Annotated in this window: 27 protein-coding genes and 1 riboswitch; of the genes, 1 reads left to right on the top strand and 26 read right to left on the bottom strand. The window is 68.4% G+C overall.

The window, feature by feature from the left end; all coding sequences use genetic code 11:
* Nucleotides 1–31: 31 nt before the first annotated feature.
* The 13 genes from DBV35_RS07105 to DBV35_RS07045 form a co-directional block, all read right to left on the bottom strand.
* Nucleotides 32–1,315 (bottom strand): cytosine deaminase, encoded by a 1,284-nt coding sequence (locus DBV35_RS07105; RefSeq protein WP_108659485.1) that lies wholly within the window; start codon nucleotides 1,313–1,315, stop codon nucleotides 32–34.
* Nucleotides 1,316–1,336: 21 nt separating this feature from the next.
* Nucleotides 1,337–2,098 carry a creatininase gene (locus tag DBV35_RS07100; RefSeq protein ID WP_108659484.1) on the bottom strand — a complete coding sequence of 254 codons (762 nt, stop codon included), beginning with the start codon at nucleotides 2,096–2,098 and terminating at the stop codon, nucleotides 1,337–1,339.
* Between the two features lie 3 nt (nucleotides 2,099–2,101).
* Nucleotides 2,102–3,193, bottom strand: coding sequence for an ABC transporter ATP-binding protein (locus DBV35_RS07095; protein ID WP_108659483.1), 1,092 nt, complete (start codon nucleotides 3,191–3,193; stop codon nucleotides 2,102–2,104).
* A gap of 4 nt (nucleotides 3,194–3,197) precedes the next feature.
* Entirely contained in the window at nucleotides 3,198–4,013 is an 816-nt protein-coding gene (locus tag DBV35_RS07090; RefSeq protein ID WP_108659482.1) for an ABC transporter permease, read from the bottom strand.
* The gene (locus DBV35_RS07085) at nucleotides 4,010–4,900 is read right to left on the bottom strand and encodes an ABC transporter permease (RefSeq protein ID WP_108659481.1); all 891 of its coding nucleotides are present in this window, start codon (nucleotides 4,898–4,900) and stop codon (nucleotides 4,010–4,012) included. The genes DBV35_RS07090 and DBV35_RS07085 overlap by 4 nt, the downstream gene beginning before the upstream one ends.
* A 95-nt stretch (nucleotides 4,901–4,995) precedes the next feature.
* Entirely contained in the window at nucleotides 4,996–6,144 is a 1,149-nt protein-coding gene (locus tag DBV35_RS07080) for an ABC transporter substrate-binding protein (protein WP_108659480.1), read from the bottom strand.
* Between the two features lie 47 nt (nucleotides 6,145–6,191).
* A complete protein-coding gene (locus DBV35_RS07075; protein WP_108659479.1) occupies nucleotides 6,192–6,668 on the bottom strand; it encodes a nucleoside deaminase in 477 nt (158 codons plus the stop codon).
* A 333-nt stretch (nucleotides 6,669–7,001) separates the two neighbouring features.
* The gene (locus DBV35_RS07070) at nucleotides 7,002–8,606 is read right to left on the bottom strand and encodes a hypothetical protein (RefSeq protein WP_205648497.1); all 1,605 of its coding nucleotides are present in this window, start codon (nucleotides 8,604–8,606) and stop codon (nucleotides 7,002–7,004) included.
* 62 nt (nucleotides 8,607–8,668) lie between these two features.
* Nucleotides 8,669–9,127: a phage holin family protein gene (locus tag DBV35_RS07065; protein WP_211099935.1), complete on the bottom strand. Its 459-nt coding sequence runs from the start codon at nucleotides 9,125–9,127 to the stop codon at nucleotides 8,669–8,671.
* Nucleotides 9,128–9,137: 10 nt separating this feature from the next.
* Entirely contained in the window at nucleotides 9,138–9,656 is a 519-nt protein-coding gene (locus tag DBV35_RS07060) for a hypothetical protein (protein ID WP_108659477.1), read from the bottom strand.
* A gap of 374 nt (nucleotides 9,657–10,030) precedes the next feature.
* A complete protein-coding gene (thiD, locus tag DBV35_RS07055; protein WP_108659476.1) occupies nucleotides 10,031–10,828 on the bottom strand; it encodes a bifunctional hydroxymethylpyrimidine kinase/phosphomethylpyrimidine kinase in 798 nt (265 codons plus the stop codon).
* The gene (gene thiE / locus DBV35_RS07050) at nucleotides 10,825–11,448 is read right to left on the bottom strand and encodes a thiamine phosphate synthase (protein WP_108659475.1); all 624 of its coding nucleotides are present in this window, start codon (nucleotides 11,446–11,448) and stop codon (nucleotides 10,825–10,827) included. Before thiE ends, thiD begins: the two co-directional genes overlap by 4 nt.
* On the bottom strand, nucleotides 11,448–12,236 hold the full coding sequence (locus tag DBV35_RS07045) for a hydroxyethylthiazole kinase (RefSeq protein WP_205648496.1): 789 nt from the start codon (nucleotides 12,234–12,236) through the stop codon (nucleotides 11,448–11,450). Before DBV35_RS07045 ends, thiE begins: the two co-directional genes overlap by 1 nt.
* Nucleotides 12,224–12,320, bottom strand: a riboswitch (TPP riboswitch). It overlaps the preceding gene by 13 nt.
* A gap of 134 nt (nucleotides 12,321–12,454) precedes the next feature.
* Between DBV35_RS07045 and DBV35_RS07040 the strand changes: the two genes are divergently transcribed.
* On the top strand, nucleotides 12,455–12,691 hold the full coding sequence (locus DBV35_RS07040; RefSeq protein ID WP_108659474.1) for an Lrp/AsnC ligand binding domain-containing protein: 237 nt from the start codon (nucleotides 12,455–12,457) through the stop codon (nucleotides 12,689–12,691).
* A 33-nt stretch (nucleotides 12,692–12,724) separates the two neighbouring features.
* Here the strand turns inward: DBV35_RS07040 and DBV35_RS07035 are convergent, their stop codons facing one another.
* From DBV35_RS07035 to DBV35_RS06975, 13 genes are all read right to left on the bottom strand, one after another.
* Nucleotides 12,725–13,282, bottom strand: a complete 558-nt coding sequence (locus DBV35_RS07035; RefSeq protein ID WP_108659473.1) for a hypothetical protein — start codon at nucleotides 13,280–13,282, stop codon at nucleotides 12,725–12,727.
* 139 nt (nucleotides 13,283–13,421) lie between these two features.
* A complete protein-coding gene (locus tag DBV35_RS07030) occupies nucleotides 13,422–14,009 on the bottom strand; it encodes a uracil-DNA glycosylase family protein (protein ID WP_245943929.1) in 588 nt (195 codons plus the stop codon).
* A 71-nt stretch (nucleotides 14,010–14,080) separates the two neighbouring features.
* The gene (gene cobT, locus DBV35_RS07025; RefSeq protein ID WP_108659471.1) at nucleotides 14,081–15,118 is read right to left on the bottom strand and encodes a nicotinate-nucleotide--dimethylbenzimidazole phosphoribosyltransferase; all 1,038 of its coding nucleotides are present in this window, start codon (nucleotides 15,116–15,118) and stop codon (nucleotides 14,081–14,083) included.
* The gene (locus DBV35_RS07020) at nucleotides 15,115–15,840 is read right to left on the bottom strand and encodes a retropepsin-like aspartic protease family protein (RefSeq protein ID WP_108659470.1); all 726 of its coding nucleotides are present in this window, start codon (nucleotides 15,838–15,840) and stop codon (nucleotides 15,115–15,117) included. The genes cobT and DBV35_RS07020 overlap by 4 nt, the downstream gene beginning before the upstream one ends.
* Before the next feature lie 26 nt (nucleotides 15,841–15,866).
* Nucleotides 15,867–16,634, bottom strand: coding sequence for an adenosylcobinamide-GDP ribazoletransferase (cobS, locus tag DBV35_RS07015; protein ID WP_108659469.1), 768 nt, complete (start codon nucleotides 16,632–16,634; stop codon nucleotides 15,867–15,869).
* Nucleotides 16,631–17,641, bottom strand: a complete 1,011-nt coding sequence (dusA, locus tag DBV35_RS07010; protein WP_108659468.1) for a tRNA dihydrouridine(20/20a) synthase DusA — start codon at nucleotides 17,639–17,641, stop codon at nucleotides 16,631–16,633. Before dusA ends, cobS begins: the two co-directional genes overlap by 4 nt.
* 122 nt (nucleotides 17,642–17,763) lie before the next feature.
* On the bottom strand, nucleotides 17,764–19,401 hold the full coding sequence (locus DBV35_RS07005; RefSeq protein ID WP_108659467.1) for a BCCT family transporter: 1,638 nt from the start codon (nucleotides 19,399–19,401) through the stop codon (nucleotides 17,764–17,766).
* A 72-nt stretch (nucleotides 19,402–19,473) separates the two neighbouring features.
* Nucleotides 19,474–19,896 (bottom strand): universal stress protein, encoded by a 423-nt coding sequence (locus tag DBV35_RS07000; RefSeq protein WP_281262219.1) that lies wholly within the window; start codon nucleotides 19,894–19,896, stop codon nucleotides 19,474–19,476.
* 421 nt (nucleotides 19,897–20,317) lie between these two features.
* Nucleotides 20,318–21,199, bottom strand: a complete 882-nt coding sequence (locus DBV35_RS06995) for an SMP-30/gluconolactonase/LRE family protein (protein ID WP_108659465.1) — start codon at nucleotides 21,197–21,199, stop codon at nucleotides 20,318–20,320.
* A gap of 10 nt (nucleotides 21,200–21,209) precedes the next feature.
* Nucleotides 21,210–23,108 carry a 1-deoxy-D-xylulose-5-phosphate synthase gene (gene dxs / locus DBV35_RS06990; RefSeq protein ID WP_108659464.1) on the bottom strand — a complete coding sequence of 633 codons (1,899 nt, stop codon included), beginning with the start codon at nucleotides 23,106–23,108 and terminating at the stop codon, nucleotides 21,210–21,212.
* 205 nt (nucleotides 23,109–23,313) lie between these two features.
* Nucleotides 23,314–23,757, bottom strand: a complete 444-nt coding sequence (locus tag DBV35_RS06985; protein ID WP_108659463.1) for a baeRF12 domain-containing protein — start codon at nucleotides 23,755–23,757, stop codon at nucleotides 23,314–23,316.
* 27 nt (nucleotides 23,758–23,784) lie between these two features.
* Nucleotides 23,785–24,879: a dipeptidase gene (locus tag DBV35_RS06980; protein ID WP_108659462.1), complete on the bottom strand. Its 1,095-nt coding sequence runs from the start codon at nucleotides 24,877–24,879 to the stop codon at nucleotides 23,785–23,787.
* A gap of 69 nt (nucleotides 24,880–24,948) precedes the next feature.
* Nucleotides 24,949–25,917, bottom strand: a complete 969-nt coding sequence (locus DBV35_RS06975; protein ID WP_108659461.1) for a TRAP transporter substrate-binding protein — start codon at nucleotides 25,915–25,917, stop codon at nucleotides 24,949–24,951.
* Nucleotides 25,918–25,931 lie beyond the last annotated feature (14 nt).

The raw sequence follows: 25,931 nt of genomic DNA, 5'->3' as shown, positions 1-25,931 counted from the left end.
GACTTTGCAAACTGGCAATGGTCCGGACGAATTACAGTGACAATCGCGTGCCAACGAAGCCGCCGCCGATCACCGGCGCGCCGACCTCGCTCGCGATCGAGCGCGAGACGATCTTGCCGCGCCGCACCACCGCACGCCGCGGCAGGCGCAGGCGCACCGCCTCGATCGTGTCGGTCGCCTCGTGGAGGACGAGGTCGGCATACGAGCCGGGGGCGAGGCCGTAGCCTTCGAGACCCATGATCTCGGCCGGCATCTCGCTGACGCAGGCGAAGGTCTGCGGGATCGCGCTGCGGCTCGACATATGGGAGGCGTGGACGGCCATGAAGGCGACGTCCAGCATGTCGCCGCGCCCAAGCGGATACCAGGGGTCGAGCACGCTGTCGTGGCCCATCGCGACGAGGCAGCCCGCGGCGAGAAGCTCGGGAATGCGGGTGAGGCCACGCCGCTTCGGGTAGGTGTCGAAGCGCCCTTGCAGGAACATGTTCGCGAGCGGATTGGCGGCGACGTGCATCTCCGCCTTTGCCATCATCGTGATTAAACGGCTCGCATAGAAATTGTCCATCGAGTGCATCGAGGTGAGGTGCGAGCCGGTCACGCGGCGCTGCAGGCCGAGCCGCTTCGTCTCGTACGCGAGCATCTCCACATGGCGGGAGAGCGGATCGTCGTTCTCGTCGCAATGAAGGTCGACCATCAGGCCACGCTCGGCCGCGATCCGGCACAGCACCTGGACCGATTCCTGGCCGAGCTCGTAGGTCGGCTCCAGATGTGGAATGCCACCCACAACGTTGCAGCCCATGTCGAGCGCGCGGTTCAGATTGTCGGCCATCTGGGGCGAGGAGAAGTAGCCCATCTGCGGGAAGGCGACGAGCTGCAGGTCGATATGGGGCGCCATCTCCTTCTGCACCTCGAGGAGCACCTCGACGCCGAGGAGGTTGACCGGGGTCACGTCGACATGTGTGCGGATCGCGAGGAGGCCCTGGCTGATCGCGAGGTGGCAATACTCGACCGCGCGGCGCTTGAAGTTCTCGGCCGAGAGGTGCGGCCGGATCTCGTCCCACAGGGCGATGCCCTCGGCGAGGGTGCCGGACTCGTTGTACTTGCCGTCGGTGCCGAGGGCGAGCGTCGCGTCGAGGTGGAAGTGCGCGTCGACGAGCGGCGGCGACACGAGGCGCCCGCCCGCGTCGATCGTCTCGATCACGTCGCCCGCGGGGACCGCCGGGCCGACATAGACGATGCGCTCCCCCTCCACCGCGATCGTCTGCCCGGTGGACCCGTCCGGCAGCGTGGCGTTGGTGATGATGAGGTCGAAGGCCATGGTCGGATTTCCTCTGGCAGCTCAGGCGAAGGCGGAAGGGATGATGGTGGCGAAATCGTCGAGCAGGCTGTCGACGACGACCCGCCCCTTCTCCGCGGTCGCCGCGCGCGCCGACGAAAGCGCGCCGCAGGACGGGATCGGGCGGGGATCGAGGGGGAAGGTCTCGTAGGGCGGGAAGACGGCCATCGGCTCGTCGGGGATCTTGTCGAGGCGCACGAGGCCGGGTTCGAGGTGCATCATCACGGAGGTTTCCATCACCGCGGCGTGCTCGAGGTCCCAGTTCACGGGCCCTGTCGGGAAGAGAACGTCCTGCACGGATTGCGAGATCGTCGTCCAGTAGCCGAGGCGGATGACGCGCATGTCGGTGATCCCGTCACGCCGCAGCTCGATGAGCGCGCGCTCGATCCCCTCCACGAGGAAGTGCTGGTTCTCCGAGTGCCCGTCGAGGATGACGAGCTTCTTGACCCCGTGCCGCCCGAAGGCCTGCACCACGTCGGAGAGCATCAGCGCGTAGGTCGAGCCCCAGAGGCTGGTCGTGCCGCAGAAATGCTCCCCGCCGCCCGATTTCGGCTGCGAGCGCACGCCATAGGTGAAGGCCGGCGCGATCAGCCCGTTGATGCGCGGCGCCGCCATCTCGGCGAGCCGGGTCGGAATGATCGCGTCGGTCGCGAGCGGCAGATGCGGGCCGTGCTGCTCCAGCGCGCCGGCGGGAATGACGACGACCGGGTCGGTTTCCCGCAGCCGCGCCTCGTACTCCACGAAGGTCATTTCGGCGATGCGCATGGCTCAGTCCGGCAGGAGGAGCGTGTTGTCGACCGACCAGGAGAGGCGCACTTCCGCCCCGCGGTCGAGGTTCAGCCGCTCCAGTTCGTGCTGCTGCTTCTGGACGAAGACCTGGCTCCCGTCCGACAGCTCGATGAAGAGGGTGACGACCGCGCCCGTGAAGTCCTCGGTCAGGAGGCGGCCGGAGACGCTCGTCCCCTCCCCGCCCTCGCCCGCCCCCTGGGCAACCTCGATCCAGTCGGCAGCGACCACGAAGGCCGCGGACTGGCCCTTCGTGCGCGCCCGCCCCTCGTTGCGCGCGCGGTAGCGCCCCGTCCCGTTCTCGATCACGACGAGCCCGTCGGTGCTCTCCACCACGGTGCCGGCGAAGACGTTCGAGGCGCCGATGAAGTCGGCCACGAAGCGGTTCGCGGGCGCGCGATAGATCTCCTTCGGCGTCGCGACCTGCTGCACCTTGCCCTCGCTCATGATCACGACGCGATCGGCGAGCGCGAAGGCCTCCGACTGGGCGTGCGTGACGTAGACGAAGGTGATGCCGAGCTCGTCGTGAAGGCGGGCGAGCTCGCCCTGCATCCGGATGCGCAGGTGCGCGTCGAGCGCGGAGAGCGGCTCGTCGAGAAGCAGCACCTCAGGCTCCATGACGAGCGCGCGGGCGAGCGCGACGCGCTGGCGCTGTCCGCCCGACAGCATCTCCACATTGCGTGACGCAAGGTGCGCGATCCCGAGCCGGTCGAGCCACTCCATCGCCTTCTTCCGCCGCTCGCCCGACGCCATCTTGCGTCGCTGCTTCAGGCCGAATTCCACATTGCGCCGCACGTCGAGAAAGGGGAAGAGCGCGTAATTCTGCCAGACGAGCGGCGTGTCGCGCTCCCAGGGCGGCAGGTCGTTGATGGGGGTGTCCCACATCTTCACGACCCCCGCCGTCGGCGCCTCGAGGCCGGCGAGGATGCGCAGCGTCGTCGTCTTGCCGCAGCCCGACGGGCCCATCAGCACGACGAACTCGCGCTTCTCGATCTGAAGGTCGATCCGCTCCACCGCGACGTGGTCGCCATAGCGCTTCTGGACCCCTTCGAGGCTCATGATGGGATGCACCATGGCGCTAGCCTTTCGCTTTCCTGCGCGTGCGCCGGAAGGAGAAGACGGCGATCTGCGCGAGCACCACGAGGGTGATTGTGACGATGAAGACGAGGCTGCCGACCGCGTTGATGCGCGGCGACACTTGGCCCTGAAGCATGGCGAGGATGCGCACCGGCAGCGTCTCGTTGATGCCGGAGACGAACCAGGCGATCATGAACTCGTCGAACGAAACGGCGGCGGTGATCGCCATCGCCGAGAAGATCGCGGGGCGGCAGAAAGGCACCACCACCTGCCGCACGGTCGCGCCACGCGGCGCGCCGAGATTCCACGCCGCCCGCTCGATGTCGGGGTCGAGATCGGCAAGGCGGATGCGGATCAGCGCCATCGCGAACGGCGCGCAATAGACGATATGGCCGAGGATCACCGCCTGGAGCGTCCCGGCAAGGCCGACCTGCGCCATGAAGGTGAGGTCCGCGATGCCGAGGATGACGACCGGCACGGTGGGCGGCATCGCCGCCAGCGCGACGAAGGCGGTCTTGCCGAAGAAGTTGAAGCGATAATCGGCATAGGCGACGAGGAAGCCGAGCGTCGTCGACACCACGCACACCACCGCCGAGGTGATGAGGCTGTTGCGGAAGCCGGACGCGATCGTCGCGTCCGTCAGCACCGCGCGGTACCATTCGAGGCTGAACCCGCTCCACGGCAGCGAGGGGAAGCGGTCGGCGTTGAAGGAGAAGACGATCAGCGTGACGATCGGCGCGAGCACGAACGCGAAGAGCGCCAGCACGTAGAGGCGCAGGAGGATCGTCGACCAGTTGCGCCTCTTCCCCGCGCTCATCGCTTGCCCTTCCGCGCATAGGCGAGCAGCGTCATCAGGAGGAGGACGGTGACGAGCGTGCCCACCATCACCACCGCCACCACCGAGGCGCGCGGCCAGTGGTTGCCCGACTTCACCTGGTCCGCGATCAGGATCGAGAGGGTCGGCGGCTTCGACCCGCCGAGGAAGAGCGGGCTCACATAGTCGCCGAAGGAGAGGAGGAAGCCGAACGTGCCGGCCATGATGAGGCCGACCCGCGCCGACGGCAGCACGACTTTCCACACGACCGTCAGCGGCGGGCAGCCGAGATTCTCCGCCGCCTCCATCAGCCGCGTGTCGACATTCGAGAGGGCGAGGAGCTGGACGAGCGTCACGAGCGGCAGCGTCAGCGTCAGATATCCGAGGATGGTGCCGAACGAGTTGCCGAGCATCGTGATGGGGCCGAGCCCCGCCCCGCCGAGCACGTAATTGATGATGCCCTGTTCGGCGAGGATGATCTGCAGCGAGTAGACGCGCACGAGATAGCTCGTGAAGAACGGCGTCACCAGGAGCACGATCGCCACCTGCCGCGTGAAAGGCTTGGCGCGGAAGGCGAGGAAATAGGCCGCCGGGAAGGCGATCAGGCTCGCAAGGAGCGCGTTCGCCGTGGCGAGCGTGAAGGTGTGGACATAGGCGTCGTAGAAGAAGCTCTGCGAGAAGACGCGCGTCCAGTTGTCGGTCACGAAGTCCCGCACGAGGCGGAAATTCTGCACCTTCCAGAACGTCATCCACACGAGGACGATGAGGGGCGCGACGAAGAACGCGACCTGCCACAGGATGGGCGGCGCGATGAAGATCGCCGGAAAGCCGTCGCGGCGGCGCCGTGCGGGCGGCGCGCTGGGTTCGTTATCGGCCGCTTTGTCGGACATCAGGCTCAATCAACACAAGTCTTTCCGCCGTGGCGGCGTGCGCGTCGCGAGGCGCGCGGAAGCGGGCGGAGAACATACCCCGCCCGCCAACGATCTTACATCGCCTTGAATTCGCTCCAGGCATCGTTCCAGGTTTCGATGTCCTGCTGAACGGGCGTCTTGCGGATGTGGATCTTCCCGTCCGCGTACTCGTCCATGACGTTGCGGTTGTCGAACGTCATGCGCAGGCGCACCGCCTCCTCGGGCAGTTCCTCGTTGAGGAGCGTCCAGCCCGCCTTCGACGGGATCGAGGCGTTGTAGGCCGGCATCACCGCCGAGCGCTTCTGCCCCTCGGCCGACGTCATGTACTGGATGAACTTCTTGGCGAGGTCCTTCTTGGTGGACGCGGCCATGACGGACATCGATTCGGTCCACTGCACGCCACCCTCCTTCGGGACGACCGCGTCGACCGGCACGCCGTCCTTCGACAGGAGGAGCGTGATCCAGTCGCCGATGCCCGGAATGCACTTCGCCGCGCCGCTCGTCAGCGAGGAGAAGGTGTCGGCCATCGAGTAGAAGCCGGTGCCCTGCGGGGCGAGGGAGAAAAGCGTGTCCTTCAGCTTGCCGAAGGCGGCATCGTCGATGTCGTAGGGCGCCTTGTTGCCGTCATAGAGCGACAGGCAGCCCATGGTCGGCAGGTACCAGTCGAAGAAGCCGACGCCCCCCTTCAGCTTCTCGTCCCACATCACCGAATAGGACTGGACCTCTTCGGGGGTGAGGACGTCCGTCCGGTAGGCAAGGCCGAGATAACCGAACCGGATGATCATCGAATAGAGCTTGTCGTCGAGCCAGTGACCCGGGAACTTCTGGAAGTCCGGCCAGAAGTCGGCGAACGGATAGTCCGCCGGGTCCATCTCCTCGATGAAGCCGCCATCGCGCAGCATGACGACATATTCGGCGTCCGAGAGGACGACGTCGAACGTGCCCGGAGGGGACTGGTTGACGAGGGCAAGCATGTTCTCGCCGCCGACATATTCCTTGGCGATGACCTTCACGCCGTACTCTTCCTCGAACGGCGCGACGACCGCCGGATCGGCGTGGCCCGGCCAGGAGAGGAGGTTCAGCGTCTCTTCCGCGCGTGCGCCGTTCGGCAGGAGCAGGCCGCCCGAGGCAGCCGTCGCACCGAGCGCGGTCGCGCCCTGCAGGAACTGTCGCCGCCCGATGCCGCGCGACAGGAAGGCGAACGGATCGACTCTTTGGATCATCAGGTGTTCCTCGGTTTGGGAAGCGGAAGGCGAAAGGGACAGGCGGGTCAGAAGCGGGAGGCGGCCGGATCCTTGGCCCAGTCGTCGAGCACGGCGACGGCCTCCTCGCGCATCAGCGGGACATAGGGGACGGCGCGGTCGTCCGGGTCGGCGCGCACCAGGGTGCGCAGCGTCGCGCAATCGAAGCCGAGCGCCTCGGCGTCGCTGAGGTGCGCGGCGTAGTAGACGCGCTCGATCCGCGCCCAGTACATCGCGGCGACGCACAATTCGCACGGCTCGCAGGAGGTGTAGAGCTCGCACCCTTCGAGGTTCCAGGTGCCGAGCTTGCGACACGCGTCCCGGATCGCCTCGACCTCGCCGTGCGAGGTGGGGTCGGAGGTGGAGACGACGCGGTTCACCCCCTCCCCGACGATGATGCCGTCCTTGACGACGACGGCCCCGAACGGGGCGGCATCGTCGGATGCGACGGCCGCGCGGCTGATCTCGATGGCCCGCGCCATGAAGGGGTTCGGCGATGTCGACATGGCGGCGGACTGTCCCAATCGTTGATTGGAATGCCAAAGCAACCCGCGTGCCACGCGTCCCATTCTGTCGCACCCCCGCGGGGCTCGAATGATTGAGCAGTAAAATAATCGGGGCGCTTTAGAGATGCGGCCGCCGGTGCGCCCAAAGACGCGAATCCGCCGCCGATCTGCGCATGTGGCGCACGCGAGCGCTCAACAGATAGCCAGAATGCCTTGTGTTGAGGCAATTGCAGCCGCGCTCGCCGGGCGGCGGGCAAAAGAAAAGGGGCGCCGGGTGGCGCCCCTTTTTCGCCGGGCGCCGGCCTCGCGGCCGGCGCGCTGGCGGTCGTTGGATCAGGCCTTCGCCTCTTCCTTGGCCGCGGCCTTCGCGGCGCGCACGACCTTCTCGGCCTTGTCCGCGATGGTCTCGCTGCCGTCCTTCGGCAGGAGGCCCTCTTCCTTCGCGGTCGCCTCGGCTTCGGCGAAGGCGTGCTCGGCGGCGCGGCTCGCGCGGTCCACCTGGTCGGCCGCGTAGTCGTACGCGTCGTCGCGCAGGCGGTCGCGATAGGGGCCGACCCACTCGTCCTCGCGACGGGTCGAGGGGAGCGCCGCGCCGATGGCCGCGCCGATCGCGACACCGATCGCGGCGGCGATGAGCGGCTCTTCCTTCACGAAATCCACCACACCGCGACGCGCGCGGCGGCTGGCGTAACGGGCGGAGTGGGCCGCGTCGACCGCGTGATCGTAGGCGTAGCTCGCCGCATCGCCGACGGCGTAGGCCCCGGCCTTCAGCTGCTCGGTGGCGTAGGCAAGGCCGTGCCGCGCTTCGTCGGCGGCGAACATCGCCTGGTCATAGAGCATGTCGAAGGTGGCGCCGGCCCGGTCCTGCACCGCGTAGGCGCCGGCCATCAGCTGGTCCACCGCATAACGCGCGCCGTGGGTCGCCTCGTCCGCCGCGAACTTCGCCCGGTCATAGACCGCGCGCGCCTTGGAGGACGCGAACATCGCATAGGCGCCCGACTTCAGCTGCTCGGCGGCATAGTCGAGGCCGTGCTTGGCCTCGTCGGCCGCGAACTTCGCCTGGTCGTAGGCCGCGCTCGCCGCGCTGGAGCCGTACTCGGACGCGGTGTAGGCGCCCGACTTCAGACGCTCGGCGGCATAGCGAAGGCCGTGCTTGGCCTCGTCCGCCGCGAACTTCGCCTGATCATACGCGGCTTCCGCCGCGCTCGACGCCGTCTCCTGCATCGAGTAGGCGCCCGACTTCAGCTTCTGCGCGGCATAGTCGGCGCCGAGCTTCGCCTCATCGGCGGCGAACTTCGCCTGATCGTAGGCAGTCGCGGCGGCCGCGGCGCCGGTCGCCGAGGCGGCGTGCGCGCCGGCCTTCAGCTGCTCCGTCGCGTAGCGGATGCCGTAGCGGGCCTCGTCGGCCGCGAACTTCGCCTGGTCATAGGCCTTCGCCGCCGCGTCCTTCGCCGTCGCCGACACGCGATAGGCGCCGGTCTTCAGCTGGTGCGAGGCATAGTCGAGCCCATAGCGCGCCTCGTCGGCGGCGAAGCGGGCCCGGTCATAGGCCTCCCCGGCCGCCGAAAGGCCGGTGTGCTTGACCGCATACGCGCCGGCCTTCAGCTGGCCGATCGCGTATTGCGCGCCGTGACGGGCCTCGTCGGCCGCGTACTTGGCGCGGTCGTAGGCGGCGACACCCGGACCGCGACGGCCCGAGGGCGGCAGGGGCGTGGGCGAATAACCGCCGCCGCCCCCGTTGGAGGACGCGTTCTTCCCCTGGCGCATCAACAGCCAGGCGAGACCGATGCCCGTGAGGGCGATCGGAATCGGGTTCTCTTTGACCTGACGGCCAAGATTGCTGAAGAACTCGTTTCCTTCGCGGCCCGCGCCCATCAGCGAACGGGACACGCTGTCGATGATCTGTCCGGTGGACAGTTTCGAGCGAAGAGCTTCCAAAGTCTCCTCCACCTCATAACGTTGCGCTTCGACCTCACGTTCGATTTGTGTCGTCGTGCGGGTCATCGGAATTGCTCCTTCGCCATCTCGGCATCCCGCCGCACCTGCAGCATCGTCCGATCCGGCGCCATGTTCTCCACCTTCAGGTCGGTGGTCCCGCTGCGGATCAGAAACGCGCCGATCGCCGCGAAGACACCGCCCACGATGAGGGCGGCCCAGCCCGTGTTGTTCTGGGAGGCAGGAACCGATCCGATGATCTCCGCGACGGCAATAACCAACGCGTCTGCCAGTACGATCAACGCAACGAGGATCGTAATGGCTCCCGCGGCAATTTTACCGACGCCGATCTGAAGCTGATTGATCTTGTCGTGCAGCTCGGAACGGATGAGCTCCCCTTCCTTGCGGAAGAGGTCCGTCACATCGCGCACGAGCTTCGTCAGAAGCTCGGGGATCGAGCGGGAGTGGGCCATCGATTGCGCCAGCGGGCTCGGCCCTTCCGAGCGGTTCGGGTCATAGGTCATCGGGTGCGCCTCACTGGCTGATGGAGCTGGCCGGCCCCACAACCGGACGCTTGGGGGTCGTCGGCTGGCGGGTCTCGTGCGGCATGGGCTCCATCGGCTCGGCCATCGACGCGCGGTCCGACGTCGCCTTGGCGAAGCGGCCGATCGCGACGCCGGCGAGGATCGTGCCGAACACGAAGGCGCTCGGATTGCGCCGCGCGAACCGCTCTACCGACACCACCATCTCGTCGACGCTCGTGCCCGAGATCGACTTGGCGACCTGTTCCAGCCCGTCGGCGGCCTGTGTCACCACGCGCGCCGCGACGCCCTGGTCGCGCTCGGCAAGCTCGTTGCTCGCCCGGCGGACCGCCGTCGCGAAATCGGTGATGTGCGACGCGGCGTAGGCCTTGCCATCCTCGGCGTAGGACGCGGCGGCACCTTTCAGATCGGAACCGACGTTTTCCGCCGCGTCGCGGACAACGTCGGCCGCCTCGTTGGCCTTTTCCTTGGCCGACTTGACTTCCCGATCGATGTTATCCTTCGTCGACATGTTGTGTGCTCCTCATCATCACAATCTATTCTTCAGTCGTCTGAACCGACGGCCGGACTACGCGAGGCCAAGGAGACTGAGAACGAAAAGAACCACCACGACGAGGCCGACGAGATAGATCAAACTGTGCATCGGCTTTCTCCTTCGGATAAAATTCGCCGTCTGTTATCTTTTGAACGTGCGGCATAGGAGCGAGTTCCGCTGCCGGGGCCGTGACTGCGAAAGAATTGTTCGGACCCTCAACATAAGGCGTCACGAACGATCCGCACCATCCTGATAGGCGCGACTTAGCGTTCCGGCACGCCGGACGGCTCAAAAATTTCGCTGAGTTGGTTAGAGCGGTCCGCGCCCCAGGGCGGGCGCGGGGCGGCGCGTCAGGCCGTCTCGTCCCAGAAGGCGTGGAAGTGATGCACCGGCCCATGGCCCTTGCCGATCTTCAGCCGATCCGCCGCAGCGATCGCGCTGGAGATATAGGTCTTGCCGGCCCGCACCGCATCGGCGAGCGTCGCCCCCTTGGCAAGGTTCGCCGCGATCGCGCTCGACAGCGTGCAGCCGGTGCCGTGCGTGTTGCGCGTCGCGATGCGCGGTGAGCGCAGCACCTCGACATCGCCGTCGACGAAGAGGTCGACGCTCTCCTCCCCGCCCTCGAGGTGTCCCCCTTTGAGGAGCACGGCCGGGCCGAAGGCGGCGAGACGGGCGGCCTGCGCCTCCATCTCTGCGAGCGTCTCCGCCTCCGCCTCGCCCAGGATCACCGCCGCCTCGGGGAGGTTCGGCGTGATGATCGTGGCGCGCGCGAAGAGGCGGTCGCGCAGCGCCGCGACCGTGTCCTCGGTGACGAGGCGGTGGCCGGAGGCCGCGACCATCACCGGGTCGAGCACGACCGGAATGCCGATCCCGTCGAGCCGCTCGACGAGGAGGTCGATGACGGCGATGTCGGCGAGCATCCCGATCTTGATCGCCTTCACGTCGAGATCGCTCATCACCGCGTCGAACTGCGCGGCGACCATCTCGACGGGGATCGCGTGTACGCCCGTCACGCCGAGCGTGTTCTGCGCGGTGATCGCGGTGATGACGCTCGCGCCGTAAACGCCGAGCGCGGAGAAGGTCTTGATGTCGGCCTGGATGCCGGCGCCGCCGCCCGAATCCGAGCCCGCGATGGTGAGCGCGATCATGCCCGCCCCTCCGCGAGCGCACGGCGGAGCGCAGCCGCCGCCGCGGCAGGGTCCGCCGCCTTGGTGATCGCGCTCATGACCGCGACGCCGTCCGCCCCGGCCGCCGCGAGGTCGCGCGCGCGTTCCGGCGTGATCCCGGCGATGGCGCAGACCGGCATGGCGCGGTCGCGCCGCAACCGCGCGGCGATGGCGGCGAACCCGTCGATCCCGATCGGCGGCTGCGGGTTGTGCTTGCTCGTCGTCTCGTACACCCCGCCGACCGAGGCATAGTCGATCGGCGCCCCGTCGGCGGCCGCAGCCTCCTCCAGCGAGTGGATCGTGACGCCGACGATCGCCTTGTCGCCGACGATCAGCCGCGCCTCCGCCGGTGTGAGGTCGCCGTGGCCGACATGGACGCCGGCCGCGCCCGCCGCGACCGCGACATCGGCGCGGTCGTTCACGAGCACCGGCACGCTGGTCGCGGCGACGAGGCGGCGCACGGCCGCGACCTGATCGGCCGTCGAGGCGGACTTGTCGCGCCACTGGATGAGCGACACGCCGCCCGCGGCCGCGCGCGTCACGAGGGAGACCGGGTCCGCGACGTCGGGGCCGAGGACGAGATAGACGGAAAGATCCAGCATCAGATTTCGAGCTTCAGGCGCGTGAGGAGGGTTTCGCCGTCGGTGGCGGCGAGGCTGTCGAGAAGGCCGACGGCGAAGGAGCCCGGCCCGCGTGCGTCGACCGCCGCGATCTCGGCCGCGACGCTCATCAGCGCGAGCGCCGCGAGGGCGGCGACGAAGGGGTCCTCCTCCACCGCCACCATCGCGGCCGAGAGGGCGCCCGCCGCGCAGCCGGTGGCGATCACCCGGTCGAGGAGCGGCGTGCCGTTGTGGAGGCGCGCGGTGCGGCCGGCGGCGGCGACGGTGTCGGTGGGGCCGGTGGTGACCGCGACGACGCCCGCCGGCATCGCGCCGAGCGCCGCCATCTCCCCCCGGTTCCCCTTCACGAGGACGGGCCCCTTGGCGACGAGGTCGCGGGCGAAGTCGAGGCGGGCGGGCGAGCGGTCGACCTTCACCGGGTCGAGGACGAACGGGCGGCCCGTCGCGACCGCCGCAAGCGCCCCCTCCCGCCGCGCCCGGTCCATCATCCCGAGATTGACGAGGAGCGCGTCGGAGCGGGCGACCATCGGGCCGATCTCCTCGGCGTCGACCGTCATCGAGATGTCGATCCCGACCGCGGTCGCCACATTGGCGACGAAGGGCTGCGCGACCGGGGCGACCAGCGCGTGAACGCGCGGGCGCGCCGCCGCGAGGCGGTCGACCGCCGCCGCGATCCGGGCGGCGAGCCGATCGCGCGTCTCGTCGCCGGCGCGATCCCCAACTGATTCGGTGAAGGCGGGCGCGTGTGCGCCCCGTGTCATCTCATCCATCCAATCCCTCCGCCGGCATGACCCGGATCAGGTTCTTGGGGTCGGCAACCGCCTCTCAGCCCGCAGGCACCCCCTTGGAACGCCTCAATGTAGTGGCCGCGCGCGCAAAGGGAAATGCGGCGTCTTCACGATCCCCTGTGCGACGGGATGGACCAACCTCGCTCTATGGGCTTGTGGGGCGCGGCGCTTTGCGCTTCTAGTGGCGGGAGGAGGACCGCATGACGCCATTTTTCGTACTGATCAAAGCGCAGCTCGGCCGCGCTTACGAGGTGGCGAACGCCCTCGCCGATGCTGAGATCGCGTCGGAGATCTACTCGACCGCCGGCGACTATGACCTGCTCGTGAAATTCTATGTCGATCGCGACAGCGATATCGGCCATTTCGTGAACGAGAAGGTCCACGCCGTCCCCGGCATCCTCGACACCAAGACCATCATCACCTTCAAGGCCTTCTGACGGGGCGAGCGCCCCGCCGGACGAGGCCGAGGCTCAGGGAAGCGGGATCGCGCGCACCGGCGCGGGACCGGTGGCAGGCTGTGCCGCCGCGCCCGCCGGCAGCGGGAAGGCGCCCGACTGCGGCCGCGTGGCGAAGCGCGTCGTCGCCGGCTGATAGGCGGCGGTCGCCGCACGGCTCGGCACGCCGCGCGCCACCTGCGGGTTCGGCGGCGACAGGAACTGGATCGCGTTGATCGCTTGTTCCCCGTCACGGCAGGAGATGGAGAGACGGATCAGCGCCCCCTCCTTCTCGGCCTGCAGGAGGCGGCCGGTCTGGTAGAACCATTTCGGCTCGTCGCGCGGGAAGAGATAATTGTTCGAGGGGCAGGCGCTCGCCGCCACCTGGTCGAGCACGGCGATGGTGGCGGTCTGGTCGACGGCGACGTCCACGACGCGCGCGTCCACGAAAAAGCGCTCGGTGTCGGACGTCATCGGATCGGCCGGCGGCAGGTTCTCGCTCTGCGCGAGCGCACCGGTCGCGGTGAAGCCGATAGCAAGACACGTCAGCCCCAGCCCACGGGCGGCGCGGATCCAGCGCGAGTTCGTCGTCATCCTCGTTCCCCAAACGCGACACACATCGTGGCTCTCTACCATTATCGCCACAAACGGCGCGAGCGCTATGCAAGATTCGCGACAGGCGTCAATCATTTCGCGCGACGGTTAACTGATTTTTTCCCGAACCCGCCGGGGCTCAGAGGCCGAGCGTCTCGGCGACGCGGCGGCGCAGGTCCGGGACGAGCTCGGCGTCGAACCACGGATTGCGGTTCAGCCACGCATTGTTGCGCCAGGATGGGTGCGGCAGGACGATGCGCGAGTGCGGCGCCGTCTCAGCCGCGATCGCGCGCCAGTCCCGCACGATCTCGGTCATCGGCACGCTTCTCAGAGCCGGGAGGTGATAGGCGATGGAGTGGCGGCCGATGCACAGATAGAGGCGGATCTGCGGCAGCGTCGGGAACAGCCGATCATGCCAGGTGGCGGCGCATTCCTTGCGCGGCGGCAGGTCGCCGCCATTCTTGTCATAGCCCGGAAAGCAGAAGCCCATCGGGATGATGGCGACGCGGGAGGCGTCGTAGAAGACGTCCTCGTTGAGGCCGAGCCATGACCGGAGGCGCACGCCCGACGGGTCGTGGAATGGCACGCCCGCGATATGGGCGCGGTTGCCGGGCGCCTGGCTGCAGATCGCGAGCCGCGCGGTCGCCGAGATCTGGAAGATCGGCAGCGGCTCGTGCGGCAGCGTGACCCCGCGCGGCGTGTCGCGGCAGATGCGGCACGCGCGGATCGCCGCGACTTCCCGCGCGAGCGCCGGGTTGCCGTCGAACGCCTCGGTCGCTCGCCCCCGCGCGGGTCGGCTCACACCGGTCCGTCGACGCCCGCCTCCGCGAACGTTCCCATGCCGCTGTGGCAGGCCGCCGCCGCGCGCACGATGGAGATGGCGAGCGCCGCGCCCGTCCCCTCCCCGAGCCGCATCCCGAGATCGAGGAGCGGATCGGCGCCGAGCGCATCGAGCGCGCGGGCGTGCGCGGCCTCGGCCGAGCGGTGGGCGTAGATGCAGTGGGCCGTCGCGCCGGGCGCCATCTTGTGGACGATCGCGGCCGCCGAGGTCGCGACGAACCCGTCGACGATCACCGGCACCTTCTGGCTGCGCGCGGCGAGGATCGCCCCCGCCATCGCCGCGATCTCACGCCCGCCGGCGCGCTGCAGGATGACGAGCGGATCGCGCTCCCCGTCGAGGCGCGCGAGCACGCGGTCGACGACGCCGATCTTGCGGTTCAGCGCTTCGCCCGAGACGCCCGTCCCCGCGCCGCACCAGTCCGCGCCGGTGCCGCCGAAGAGGGCGGCGAAGATCGCGGCGGCGACGGTGGTGTTGCCGATCCCCATCTCGCCGAGCGCCAGGAGGTCGACGCCGTTCGCGATCGCTTCGAGGCCGAAGGCCATCGTCGCCGCGGTCGCGCGGTCCGACTGGAAGGCGTCCTCCACCGCGATGTTGCCGGTGGGCACCTCCACCGCGAGGTCGAAGGCGGAAAGGCCGATGCCGGCCGCCGCGCAGATCTGGTTGATCGCCGCCGTCCCGTCGCGGAAGCCCTTCAGCATCTGCGCGTTGACGCTCGACGGGAAGGCCGAGACCCCCTCGTCGGTGACGCCGTGGCTCGCCGCGAAGACGACGACGCGCGGCCGGTCCACCTTCGGCGGGGCCTGGCCGGTCACGGCCGTCAGCCACTCGGCGATCGCTTCGAGGCGGCCGAGCGAGCCCGCCGGCTTGGTGAGGACGGCCTCGCGCGCCCGCGTCCGGGCGAGCGCCGACGCGTGGTCGGGCGACGCATCGTTCGCGAGCCTGCGGAAATCGTCGAACGGCGAGACGTCGCTCGCCGTGGAAGAGGAAGAGGTCATGGATTGAGAACCAGACGGTCGCGTCGCACCTCGTAACCATCGAGGCGATTGAGGAAGGTCATGCCCAGGAGGCTGTGATCGAGATCGCCGGGCTTTGCAACCGCCGCGCGGACATTGCCGACCCGAATGTCGCCCACCTGGATCTCGTCGAGGCGCACGGGGGCGACCTCGGTCATGCCCGCCGCCGTCATCACCGGAAGGCGATAATCGAGCGAGGCCGGGTCGAATCCGGCCCGCTCCGCGTCGGCGGCGGTGAGGACGACGCTGCTCGCCCCGGTGTCGAAGAGGAAACTCACCGGCGCGCCGTCGACGGCCCCGTCGATCACGAAATGGCCGCCGAAGGAGCGGCGCACGATCACCTGGTCGCCCGACATGACCGCCGTCCCCGGCACGAGGACCGCCATCATCTCACGCCCCATCATCTCGATCGGGCCGCGATAGGAGTAGGCCGCGACGAGGGCGAGGAGGGCGAGGAGCCAGATGCCGGCCGAGCGGATCATCTCGGGCACGCGCACCCGGCGCATCCCGATGAGGACGACCACGAAGACGATGAGGAGGATGACGAGCTTCACCGCCTGCGGGGCGGTGTTGTCGATCTCGATCGGTGGGACGGACTGGGCGGCGGCGGCGAGCGTCCCGGCGAAAAGCACCGCGAGCGCGAGGGCAAGCTTCGCGGCGAATGTAGGGGCCGCATGTGTCGCCGCCGACGGTTCGTGACGCATCAGTCTCGTCTGCTCCGAATGAAGACCTACTCTCCCAGCCAGATAATGATCGTGGCGAGATATGCCAGTTCGCCGGCGACCACTGCGGCACCGATGACATCGCCGGTGTGGCCGCCGATCTTGCGTTCGGCAAGACGCGCGACGCCGATCGCGCTCGCCGCCGCGACGATGCCGGCGAAGAGGAAGCCGAAGATCGTCTGCCAGATGACGAGGAGCGCGGTGACGGCGATGCCGAGGATCAGCGCGCGGCGGAAGGCGCCGCCGTGCGGGCGGCCGACGGCGACCGCGACCCCGTCCTCGCGTGCGTTCGGGAGCCCCACCCACGGGTATATCGCGACCGTGCGCCCCGCGACGGCGGCGGCCAGCAGAAGGCACATCGCCGCCCCCGTGCCGTGGGCGAGCGAAGCCTCCACGAGCGCGACCTTCGCGAGGATCGCCATCACGAGGGCGAGCACGCCATAGGCGCCGATACGGCTGTCGCGCATGATCTCCAGCCGGCGTGGGCGCGTGACGCCGCCCCAGAAGCCGTCCACGCAATCGGCCAGCCCGTCCTCGTGAAGAGCGCCGGTGGTGACGAGCATGACCCCGACCGCGAAGATCGCGGTGAAGAGAGGCGGCGCGCCGAGGATCGCGGCGAGGCCGAGCGCCAGCGCGCCGGGCGCGGCGATCACGAGGCTCGCGACCGGGATCAGCCAGATCGCCTCGGCAAGGCTCAGCCCGTGGCGCGACGGCGGGACAGGCAGACGCGAATAGAAACCGACGACCGCCGACAGGTCGTCTCCCCACGCTCTCATGCGGCCACGCTGTCTCCCATCAGCGCCTCGCGCCGCATTCTGGCGCGCTCCGCCTCCGCCTCGATGGCGTCGATCGCGCGCGACAGGACCGAGGCGTCGGCCGCGCCGAGCGCATCGACCGTCAGCGTGCGGCGGAAGGCGCGCGCCCCCGGCTCGCCGTGGAAGAGGCCGAGCATGTGGCGCGTCACCGAGGCGAGGCGGCCGCCGGACGCGATATGCGTGTCGGCATAGGGCACCATCGTGCGGGCGACGGCGATCCGGTGCGCCCAGTCGGCCTCCCCTTCGAGGCCGGCGAGCGCCACGAGGATGCCGGGGCGCTGGTAGGCGGCGCGCCCGATCATCACTCCGTCGACCCTCTCGCGCTGGGCCTCCACGGCCTCCAGCGTCGCGATCCCGCCATTGATGCCGACGAACGTGCCGAGCCGCGCCTTGAGGCGGTGGACGCGCGGATAGTCGAGCGGGGGAATGTCGCGGTTCTGCGCGGGCGACAGGCCTTCGAGCCACGCCTTGCGCGCATGGACCCAGATCGCGGCGACGCCGGCGGCGACCGCCGCATCGGCGACCGCGTCGAGCGCGGTCTCGGTGTCCTGGTCGTCGACCCCGAGGCGGCACTTCAGGGAGACCGGGATGCCGCCCTCCCCCATCGCCGAGAGGCATTCGCCGACGAGCGCGGGCTCGCGCATCAGGCAGGCGCCGAACGCGCCGCCCTGCACGCGGTCGGACGGACAGCCGACATTGAGGTTGACCTCGTCATAGCCCCATTCGGCCGCGATGCGGCTCGCTGTGGCGAGCTCGGACGGGTCGTTGCCACCGAGCTGGAGGACAAGCGGATGCTCCTCCGCGTCGAAGCCGAGGAGACGGTCGCGGTCGCCATGAATCACCGCCTTCGCCGTCACCATCTCGGTGAAGAGGCGCAGCGAAGGGTTGAGCCTGCGATGGAAGACCCGGCAGTGCCGGTCGGTCCAGTCCATCATCGGCGCAATGGCGATGGGCGGCGTGCGGTTCATGGTGGCGCAAATGGCCACGCCCTGCGCCTCTCCGCAACCCTTTTGGCGACATGGCTGGGGATTGGCGCGGGGCTTTGTGGCGGAAGGGCCGCGCCCGGACGGGCCGGCCCTCCCCGTCTTGGTCAGCGCGGCTCGGTGAGGAGCCCCTTCACGATGGCGTAGCACGCGAGCAGGAGAACGATCGCGAACGGGAAGCCCGTCGACACCGCCATCGCCTGGAGCGCCCCGAGTCCGCCGCCGAGGAGGAGGACGATTGCGACGAGCCCCTCGAACGTGCACCAGAAGACGCGCTGGCTCACCGGAGCGTTCACCTTGCCGCCGGCGGTGATCGTGTCGATCACCAGCGAGCCGGAATCCGACGAGGTGACGAAGAAGACGATCACGAGGATCACGCCGACGAGCGAGGTGATCGTCGACAGCGGCAGCCCCTCCAGCATGACGAAGAGCTTCAGCTCCAGCGCCGCGTCCGCGATCTCGGTGAGGCCGGCCGAGTTGATAAGCGTGATCGCCGTGCCGCCGAACACCGTCATCCACAGCACCGAGACAATCGATGGGATGACGAGAACGGCGATGATGAACTCGCGCACCGTCCGCCCACGGCTGACGCGCGCGATGAACATGCCGACGAAGGGCGACCAGGAGATCCACCACGCCCAGTAGAACGAGGTCCAGCCCTGGCGGAAATTGTCGTCCGCCCGGCCGAACGGGTTCGAGAGCGGGATGAGCTCCTGCGCATAGGAGGCGAGGTTCGCGCCGAACCCGGTCAGGATGCTGAGCGTCGGCCCGACGAGGAGGACGAAGAGGAGGAGAAGCGCGGCGAGCGCCATGTTCACCTCCGACAGCACCTTCACGCCGCCATCGAGGCCGCGCAGCACCGAGAAGGTGGCGACGCCCGTGATCGCGATGATGAGGATGATCTGCGTGTCCGTCCCGCCCGGCAGCCCCAGCACATAATGGAGGCCGGCCGAGGCCTGCTGCGCGCCATAGCCGAGCGAGGTCGCAAGGCCGAAGAGCGTCGCGAGAACGGCGAGGATGTCGATGATGTGGCCGGGCCAGCCCCACACCTTCTCCCCGAAGATCGGGTAGAACATGGAGCGGATCGTCAGCGGCAGGCCCTTGTTGAAGGTGAAGAGCGCGAGCGCGAGCGCGACGATCGCGTAGATCGCCCAGGGGTGGAGGCCCCAGTGGAAGATCGTCGCCGCCATGCCGAGACGGCGCGCCGCCTCCGCGTCGCCGACGGCCGCGCCGAGCGGGGCCCAGTCGGTGCGCACGCCCTCCGCCACGCTCACCCCGTCGAAGGAGGAGGTGAAATGGGAGATCGGCTCCGACACGCCGAAGAACATGAGGCCGATGCCCATGCCGGCGGCGAAGAGCATCGAGAACCAGCCGATATAGTTGTAGTCGGGAGTCGCGTCCTTGCCGCCGAGCCGCACCGAGCCGAGCGGCGTCACGATGAGGACGAGGCACAGGACGACGAAGATGTTGCCGGCGATCAGGAAGAACCAGTCGAAGTTCGACGTCAGCGCGCCGCGCAGCCCCTCGAAAAAGGGTCCGGCCGCGTCGCGGAAGATCAGCGTCAGCAGCACGAAGGCGACGATGAGCAGCCCCGACACCATGAAGACCGGATTGTGGATGTCGAGCCCGAACGGGCCGACCTTCGGCTGGATGTTGTCCTGTCCGATCGTGTAGTCGGTCTCGATCAGTGCGACATCGCCCTCGGGCGGCGGGATCAGCTCCTCAACGTCGGTCTCAACTGACATATTGTCTTCCTTACGTTCGAATTTTCTTGGCGTGAGCCGTGCTCCGCGACGGGACCTCGATGCGGCGGGTGATCAGCGCACGAGAAAGATCGAGGCGGACGTGTGGGCCGCGAGATGTTCGCCGTGCGTCGGCCAGAGCTGGTCGATGAAGCCGGGAACATGCGAGGCCATGACGACGAGATCGCCCCCGACCTCCTCGATCGCGCGCGGCAGATAATCGTCGAGATCGATGCTCGGATCGTGGCTCGTGTAGGCCTTCGCGGTCGCGGTGATGCCGTTGCGTGCGGCCTCGGACGCCGTGAACGCGCGCAGCTTGGCGACGAACTCGGCCGGCGTGCGGGCCACCTCGGTCGGAACGTTGGCGGTGACCGCCACGTAAAAGACTTCCGCCCCGTACAGTTTCGCCAGTTTACTCGAAACATCTATGGCTTTTGAGAGCTTATCGAGATGAGCCAAATCAACCGGCACGACTATTTTCTTATACAAGTGGATCACCTTGCAAGTGAGGTGGTGATTGAACCCGAATCACCGAAGTGGTGAATTCAGGACAACGACGCGCGAGTGCAGCAACACCCGATTTGGTGAAGCCGCACAATCATCCCATCGGGAATTGGCATAGTTGAAGGATAGCACGAATTACTCGTGCGTGTAGACCCCGCCCCGGGAATTAAATTCCCCGAAGGTCTGATATGCAGCCGGAACCGGGATGATCAGCCGCGTCCCGCCTGAGTTTCGGGCGACGCGGCGCGCAGTTCCATCGGTGGACGGGCGCTGGGGCGCGGCGGAGATCGGCGCGTCGTCGACAACTTTGAGACGATGCGCCGGACGGACCGCCCGGCGCGCAAATGACTATTCTGGCTCGATTGATGGCGCGACGCTCTTCGCCCAGGTTGATCCAACCTGGGCGGCAGGCGCGCTAGCCGGCGAAACGCTCAGTCGGGACGCCGCCGACGGGAAGGCCCGTGACCGCGAAGAGGCTGCCGGCCTGCGGCTGGTCGGTGCCGGGGGTGGTGTCGATCCCGATCGAGGTGACGTAGAGCGTGTCGAGCCCCTTGCCGCCGAACATCGGCTTCGACGGCCGCTCCACCGGCATGTCGACGATCATGTCGACCTCGCCGGCCGGCGTGAGGCGCACGAGCTGCCAGCCGCCGACGCCCGCCATCCAGTAGCACCCGTCCGCGTCGACCGTGCCGCCGTCCGGCCGGCCGTCGACCGCGCGCGTGTCGAAGAAGGGGCGCCGGTCGGTCGGCATCCCGGTGTCGGTGTCGTAGCCGCAGGCCCAGATCGTGCGCACCTCGGGAAAGGAGTCGGACAGGTACATCGTCTTGCCGTCGGGGGAGAAGGCGAGACCGTTGGTGGTGTAGACCCCGTCGAGCCAGAGGTGCGTGGTGTGGTCGGGATCGAAGCGCCAGAAGGCCCCCTCGGCCCGCTGCGGCTTCATCATCCCGACGGAGCCGATCCACCAGCGGCCCTGCCGGTCGGTCGCCGCGTCGTTGAAGCGGTTCTCGGGCCGGTCGGCCTCGGGATCGGCGATCTTCACCCGCGCCTTGGTGTCGAAATCATAGGTGTAGATGCCGGATTCGGTGCTGATCACGATCCCGCCGGCCTTGCGCACCGCGATGCCGCCGACCTTCTCGCCGATCTCGTGCGGTGTCAGCCCCTTGCCCGCCGCCGGATCGAACCGGTGCAGGATGCCGGCGTTGATGTCGACCCAGTAGAGCAGCCCGTCCTCGACGTCCCAGACCGCGCTCTCGCCGAGCAGCGAGCGCGTGTCGTCGACACATTCGACTTTTATCATTTTGTTTGTCTCAAGCCCTGTTCGCGACCGTTTCCACCCCAAGCGCCGCGAGCGCCGTCGCCACGATGCCCGTGGCGTCGAGCCCGGCGGCCTTGTACATCGCCTCCGGCTTGTCCTGGTCGACGAAGGCGTCGGGCAAGGTCAGCGGGCGCACCTTGATGCCGCGATCGAGCGCGCCCTCGCGGGCGAGCAGCGTCAGGACGTGGCTGCCGAAGCCGCCAATCGACCCTTCCTCGACCGTGATGAGAACCTCATGCTCGCGCGCGAGGCGCAGGATGAGGTCCCGGTCGAGCGGCTTTGCGAAGCGCGCATCGGCGACGGTGGCCGAGAGGCCCTTCCCCGCGAGGATCTCCGCCGCCTCGAGCGCCGCGCCGAGCCGGCCGCCGAAGGAGAGGATCGCGATGGAATTGCCTTCGCGCACGATGCGGCCCTTGCCGATCTCGAGCGGGACGCCCCGCTCCGGCATCTCGACGCCCATCCCCTCCCCGCGCGGGTAGCGGAAGGCGATCGGCCCCTCGTCATGGCGGGCGGCGGTGGCGACCATGTGGACGAGCTCCGCCTCGTCGCCCGCCGCCATCACGACCATGTTGGGCAGGCACGCGAGATAGGCGACGTCGAACGAGCCGGCATGGGTCGACCCGTCGGCGCCGACGAAGCCGGCCCGGTCGATCGCGAAGCGCACCGGCAGCTTCTGGATCGTCACGTCATGGACGACCTGGTCGTAGCCGCGCTGGAGGAAGGTGGAATAGATCGCGCAGAACGGGCGCATCCCGCTCGCGGCAAGGCCCGCCGCGAACGTGACCGCGTGCTGCTCGGCGATGCCGACATCGAAGGTGCGCTCGGGGAAGACCCTCTCGAAGAGGTCGATGCCGGTGCCGGACGGCATCGCCGCCGTGATGCCGACGATCTTGTCGTCCCGCCGCGCCTCGTCGACGAGGCTCGACCCGAACACGCTCGTATAGCTCGGCGCGTTCGACTGCCCCTTCGCCTGCTTGCCGGTGAAGACGTCGAACTTCGAGACGCCGTGATATTTGTCAGCCGAGTTCTCCGCCGGCGGATATCCTTTGCCCTTCTGCGTTACGACATGGACGAGGACGGGCTTGTTGTCCGCCTCGCGCACATTGCGCAGGACCGGCAGCAGATGGTCGAGATTGTGACCGTCGATCGGGCCGACATAATAGAAGCCGAGCTCCTCGAAGAGCGTGCCGCCCATCGTGATGCCCTTGGCGAACTCCTCCGCCCGCGCCGCCCCGCGCTCCACGAAGCGCGGCAGGCGCCGCACGAGGCCCTTCATCGCCTCGCGCAGCGTCGTGTAGGGCTCGCCCGAGGCGAGGCGCGCGAGATAGGCGCTCATCGCGCCGACCGGCGGCGCGATCGACATGTCGTTGTCGTTGAGGATGACGATCAGCCGCGCGTCCGTTGCGCCGGCATTGTTCATCGCCTCATAGGCCATGCCGGCCGACATCGCGCCGTCGCCGATGACGGCGATCACCTCGTTGTCGCCGCCCTGGAGGTCGCGCGCCGTCGCGAAGCCGAGGCCGGCCGAGATCGAGGTCGAGGAATGGGCCGCGCCGAACGGGTCGTAGATGCTCTCGGAGCGCTTGGTGAAGCCGGAAAGGCCGCCGCCCTGGCGCAGCGTCGTCATCTGCTCGCGCCGGCCGGTCAGGATCTTGTGCGGATAGCACTGGTGGCCGACGTCCCAGATCAGCGTGTCGCGCGGGGTGTCGAACACATAGTGCAGCGCCACCGTCAGCTCGACGACGCCGAGCGCGGAGCCGAGATGGCCGCCGGTGACGGAGACGACGTCGATCAGCTCCTCGCGCAGCTGGTCGGCGAGCAGGCGCAGCTCCTTCTCCGGCAGCAGCCGCAGATCCCTAGGGGATTTCACCCGGTCCAGAAGCTCGCGCACGTTTGGCCCTTCGTTCTCGTCATCAGACGCAGATTAGAATCCGCGACGGTCACTTCAACCACGAGGCGTATGCCCACACGCGGAAAAGATGTCGCTGGACGCTGCGCCGTCCAGTGCCACGTTTAAAACGAATGAAAGCCGCGGCGAAAGGGCCGCGGCTCTCATCACGCATCACGGACGGTGTACGTCCGTATCAAGCGCGCGCTCAGTGAGCCGTCAGCGCCTTCTCGATCTCACTCACAGGGTGGTTCGTCAATTCCTTGGGAACGTCGAACAGAATCCGCTCCGAGACCTCCTTGTGGAGGGCCTTGCGCAATTCGCCGAGCACCGTCGGCGGGGCCGCGACGATGAGCTGCTCGAACGCGCCGCGGTGGGCGGCCTTGTAGAGCCGCTCGGCGATGCCCTTGGCGAAACGCTCCTTCTCGAGGCGATGCCAGTCGCTCTGCTCGACGGCGCTCGAGTGCGGGCCCGGCCCGTCTTTCAGGCGGCCCGGCGCGTCGGTGCCCTGCTCGCGGGTGGACGGATTGTCCTGCTCCATCGTGCGGATCACGACGAGGTTCGGGGCGACGGTCGTCCCCTTGTTCTTCAGGAAGAGCGCTTTCTCGCCGTCACCCACCATCACCCAGGCGTCGGCCGGAATCTTGCTCATGAGACCCTCCCAATTGGTGTCGTGGGGTCAACCGCCCGGCGAAGCGGCCGTTCCGCTCGGCTCTGCGGCGATTCGCTGCGTGCGCCCGATGACGTCGAGCCAGTTGCGATAGGTGATCGCGTCGATGAGGTCCTCGCCATAGCCCGCCATCGCCATCGCGGCGACGAGGTTCGGCAGGCCCGATGCGTCGGTGATCGCGGCCGGGACCAGCGCACCGTCGAAATCCGACCCCAGCGCGACGCCGCGCGGGCCGAGCTTCTCGAGGAGGTGGTCGAGGTGGCGCGTCATCACGGAGAGTGGCGTCTCGGCCGCGCGCTGCCCGTCCTCGCGCAGGAAGAAGGTTGCGAAATTGAGGCCGACGAGGCCCTCGGTGTCACGGATCGCGTCCATCTGCGCATCGGTGAGGTTGCGCGAGACGGGGCAGATCACGTGCGCGTTCGAGTGGGTCGCGACGATCGGCGCATCCGAGACGCGCACCACATCCCAGAAGCCCTTCTCGTTGAGATGGCTGACATCGACCATGATGCCGAGCCCGTTGCACGCCTTCACGAGCGCGACGCCGCGCTCGGTGAGGCCGTCGCCGATATCGGGGGTCGAGGGGAAGCGGAAGGGGACGCCGTGGCCGAAGATCGTCGGCCGGCTCCACACGATGCCGAGCGAGCGCACGCCCGCGGCGTAGAGAACCTCCAGCTCGTCGAGCTCGGGGCCGATCGCCTCCGCCCCCTCGAGGTGGAGCATCATCGCGAAGGCGCCGGCGGCGTTCGCGGCGGCGACCTCGGCGGGGGTTCGGCAGATCCGCACCTCGCCGCCCGAAGTGCGCTCGACGCGGAAGGCGACGGCGAGCTGGGCGAGCGTCACGTCGAGCGCGCGCTCGCGGCTCAGCGATCCGTGCAGCGGCGCATCGACCGGACCGTTGGTGCCGCCCGGTCGCCGCTCCGGCGGCGCGCGCGGCGGATCGGGCACGAAGGTGGCGAAGATGCCGCCCTTCAGGCCGCCGCGTCGGGCGCGCAGAAGGTCGACATGCCCTTCGTCGCCCCCTTCCAGGAACCGTTTTCCGGTTCGATCACGTTGCCAGAGGCGGAGGAGCACATCGTTGTGCCCGTCAAAAACACGCTGGGTCACGGCGTTCCAATCAGGCAGGGTCCGACACAAGAATTGGCCGCCCGCCCCCTCATCGTCAACGTTTTGCCGTCAACGTGATGCGCGAATGGCCTCCAGGATGGCGAGCGCCTCAGGATCGTTCATCTCGGCAACATAGTCATCGACGAACGGCGCAACGGCCTCACGCCACAGATTCGGGTCGACCTCGACCGCCCGCGCGCCCTTCTCGATCGCCCGCGCGAGGGCCGTATCCTGCTCGGCCGCGGCGAGTTCGTTGAAGTGCGCGGCCCCCTCCTTGGCGGCCCGGTCGAAGAGCGCGCGCTCCTCGTCGTCGAGGCTCTGCCAGAAATTCACGTCGAAATAGACGACGCCCACCGCCCAGATGTGCGCGGTCTCGGTGAGGACGGGCGCGACCTCGTAGAGCTTCAGCGCCTCGTAGCCGGACTTCGTCATGTCCATCGCGTCGACGACGCCGTTCGAAAGGGCGGTGTAGGCCTCGGTGATCGGCAGCGCGGTGGGGTTCGCGCCGAGGTGGCGCCAGAGGGCGACGTGGAGATCGCTCTGGAGCGAGCGGACGGTGAGGCCCTTCAGATCATCGGGCGTCGGCAGCGGCCGGTCCGACAGGAGATGGCGCGCGCCGAAGATGATGAAGGCCGGCACCTCGAACCCCTCCGCGCGATAGGCCTCGCGCAGCGCCTCGCCGGCGGGGCCGGAGAGGACGCGCTCGATCTCCTCGGGGCCGGAGAAGAGGAAGGGCAGGTCCAGCACCGCCCCCTCGGGCACCCAGGTGGTGAGGTTCGCGATCGTCGATTCGGCGCCGGTGATCGCACCGAGGCGGATCGCCTCCGCCTCCTCCTTCTCGCCGCCGAGCGCACCCGACACCGTGATGGTGATGTCGTAGGCGCCGGGGCGTTCGGCTTCGAGGATTTCGGCAAATCGCTTCCATAGAAGCGTCTGCGGCTTGTCCGGTCCGTATTGCGAGGTGAGCGTCAGCTTCTCTTGAGCGGCCGCGGATCCGGCCGAGATCATCAGGAGAAGGGCGAGCGCGGTGCGGAACATGACCTATCCAATCG

Source organism: Acuticoccus kandeliae (assembly GCF_003073115.1).
The sequence above is the reverse complement of the archived record's forward strand: the minus strand, read 5'-3'. Positions and strand labels throughout refer to the sequence as shown.

Bases quoted from the DNA above. Each gene is read 5' to 3' on its own strand.
- DBV35_RS07075 (WP_108659479.1), bottom strand. From the start codon at position 6,668: ATGTCGACATCGCCGAACCCCTTCATGGCGCGGGCCATCGAGATCAGC.
- DBV35_RS07040 (WP_108659474.1), top strand. From the start codon at position 12,455: ATGACGCCATTTTTCGTACTGATCAAAGCGCAGCTCGGCCGCGCTTAC.
- DBV35_RS06975 (WP_108659461.1), bottom strand. From the start codon at position 25,917: ATGTTCCGCACCGCGCTCGCCCTTCTCCTGATGATCTCGGCCGGATCC.
- cobS (WP_108659469.1), bottom strand. From the start codon at position 16,634: ATGAGAGCGTGGGGAGACGACCTGTCGGCGGTCGTCGGTTTCTATTCG.
- DBV35_RS07095 (WP_108659483.1), bottom strand. From the start codon at position 3,193: ATGGTGCATCCCATCATGAGCCTCGAAGGGGTCCAGAAGCGCTATGGC.
- DBV35_RS07100 (WP_108659484.1), bottom strand. From the start codon at position 2,098: ATGCGCATCGCCGAAATGACCTTCGTGGAGTACGAGGCGCGGCTGCGG.
- thiD (WP_108659476.1), bottom strand. From the start codon at position 10,828: ATGATCGCGCTCACCATCGCGGGCTCGGATTCGGGCGGCGGCGCCGGC.
- DBV35_RS06995 (WP_108659465.1), bottom strand. From the start codon at position 21,199: ATGATAAAAGTCGAATGTGTCGACGACACGCGCTCGCTGCTCGGCGAG.
- DBV35_RS07020 (WP_108659470.1), bottom strand. From the start codon at position 15,840: ATGCGTCACGAACCGTCGGCGGCGACACATGCGGCCCCTACATTCGCC.
- DBV35_RS06985 (WP_108659463.1), bottom strand. From the start codon at position 23,757: ATGAGCAAGATTCCGGCCGACGCCTGGGTGATGGTGGGTGACGGCGAG.
- DBV35_RS07085 (WP_108659481.1), bottom strand. From the start codon at position 4,900: ATGTCCGACAAAGCGGCCGATAACGAACCCAGCGCGCCGCCCGCACGG.
- DBV35_RS07065 (WP_211099935.1), bottom strand. From the start codon at position 9,127: ATGACCTATGACCCGAACCGCTCGGAAGGGCCGAGCCCGCTGGCGCAA.
- cobT (WP_108659471.1), bottom strand. From the start codon at position 15,118: ATGACCTCTTCCTCTTCCACGGCGAGCGACGTCTCGCCGTTCGACGAT.
- DBV35_RS07060 (WP_108659477.1), bottom strand. From the start codon at position 9,656: ATGTCGACGAAGGATAACATCGATCGGGAAGTCAAGTCGGCCAAGGAA.
- DBV35_RS07035 (WP_108659473.1), bottom strand. From the start codon at position 13,282: ATGACGACGAACTCGCGCTGGATCCGCGCCGCCCGTGGGCTGGGGCTG.
- dusA (WP_108659468.1), bottom strand. From the start codon at position 17,641: ATGAACCGCACGCCGCCCATCGCCATTGCGCCGATGATGGACTGGACC.
- thiE (WP_108659475.1), bottom strand. From the start codon at position 11,448: ATGCTGGATCTTTCCGTCTATCTCGTCCTCGGCCCCGACGTCGCGGAC.
- DBV35_RS07005 (WP_108659467.1), bottom strand. From the start codon at position 19,401: ATGTCAGTTGAGACCGACGTTGAGGAGCTGATCCCGCCGCCCGAGGGC.
- DBV35_RS07080 (WP_108659480.1), bottom strand. From the start codon at position 6,144: ATGATCCAAAGAGTCGATCCGTTCGCCTTCCTGTCGCGCGGCATCGGG.
- DBV35_RS07090 (WP_108659482.1), bottom strand. From the start codon at position 4,013: ATGAGCGCGGGGAAGAGGCGCAACTGGTCGACGATCCTCCTGCGCCTC.
- DBV35_RS07105 (WP_108659485.1), bottom strand. From the start codon at position 1,315: ATGGCCTTCGACCTCATCATCACCAACGCCACGCTGCCGGACGGGTCC.
- DBV35_RS07045 (WP_205648496.1), bottom strand. From the start codon at position 12,236: ATGGATGAGATGACACGGGGCGCACACGCGCCCGCCTTCACCGAATCA.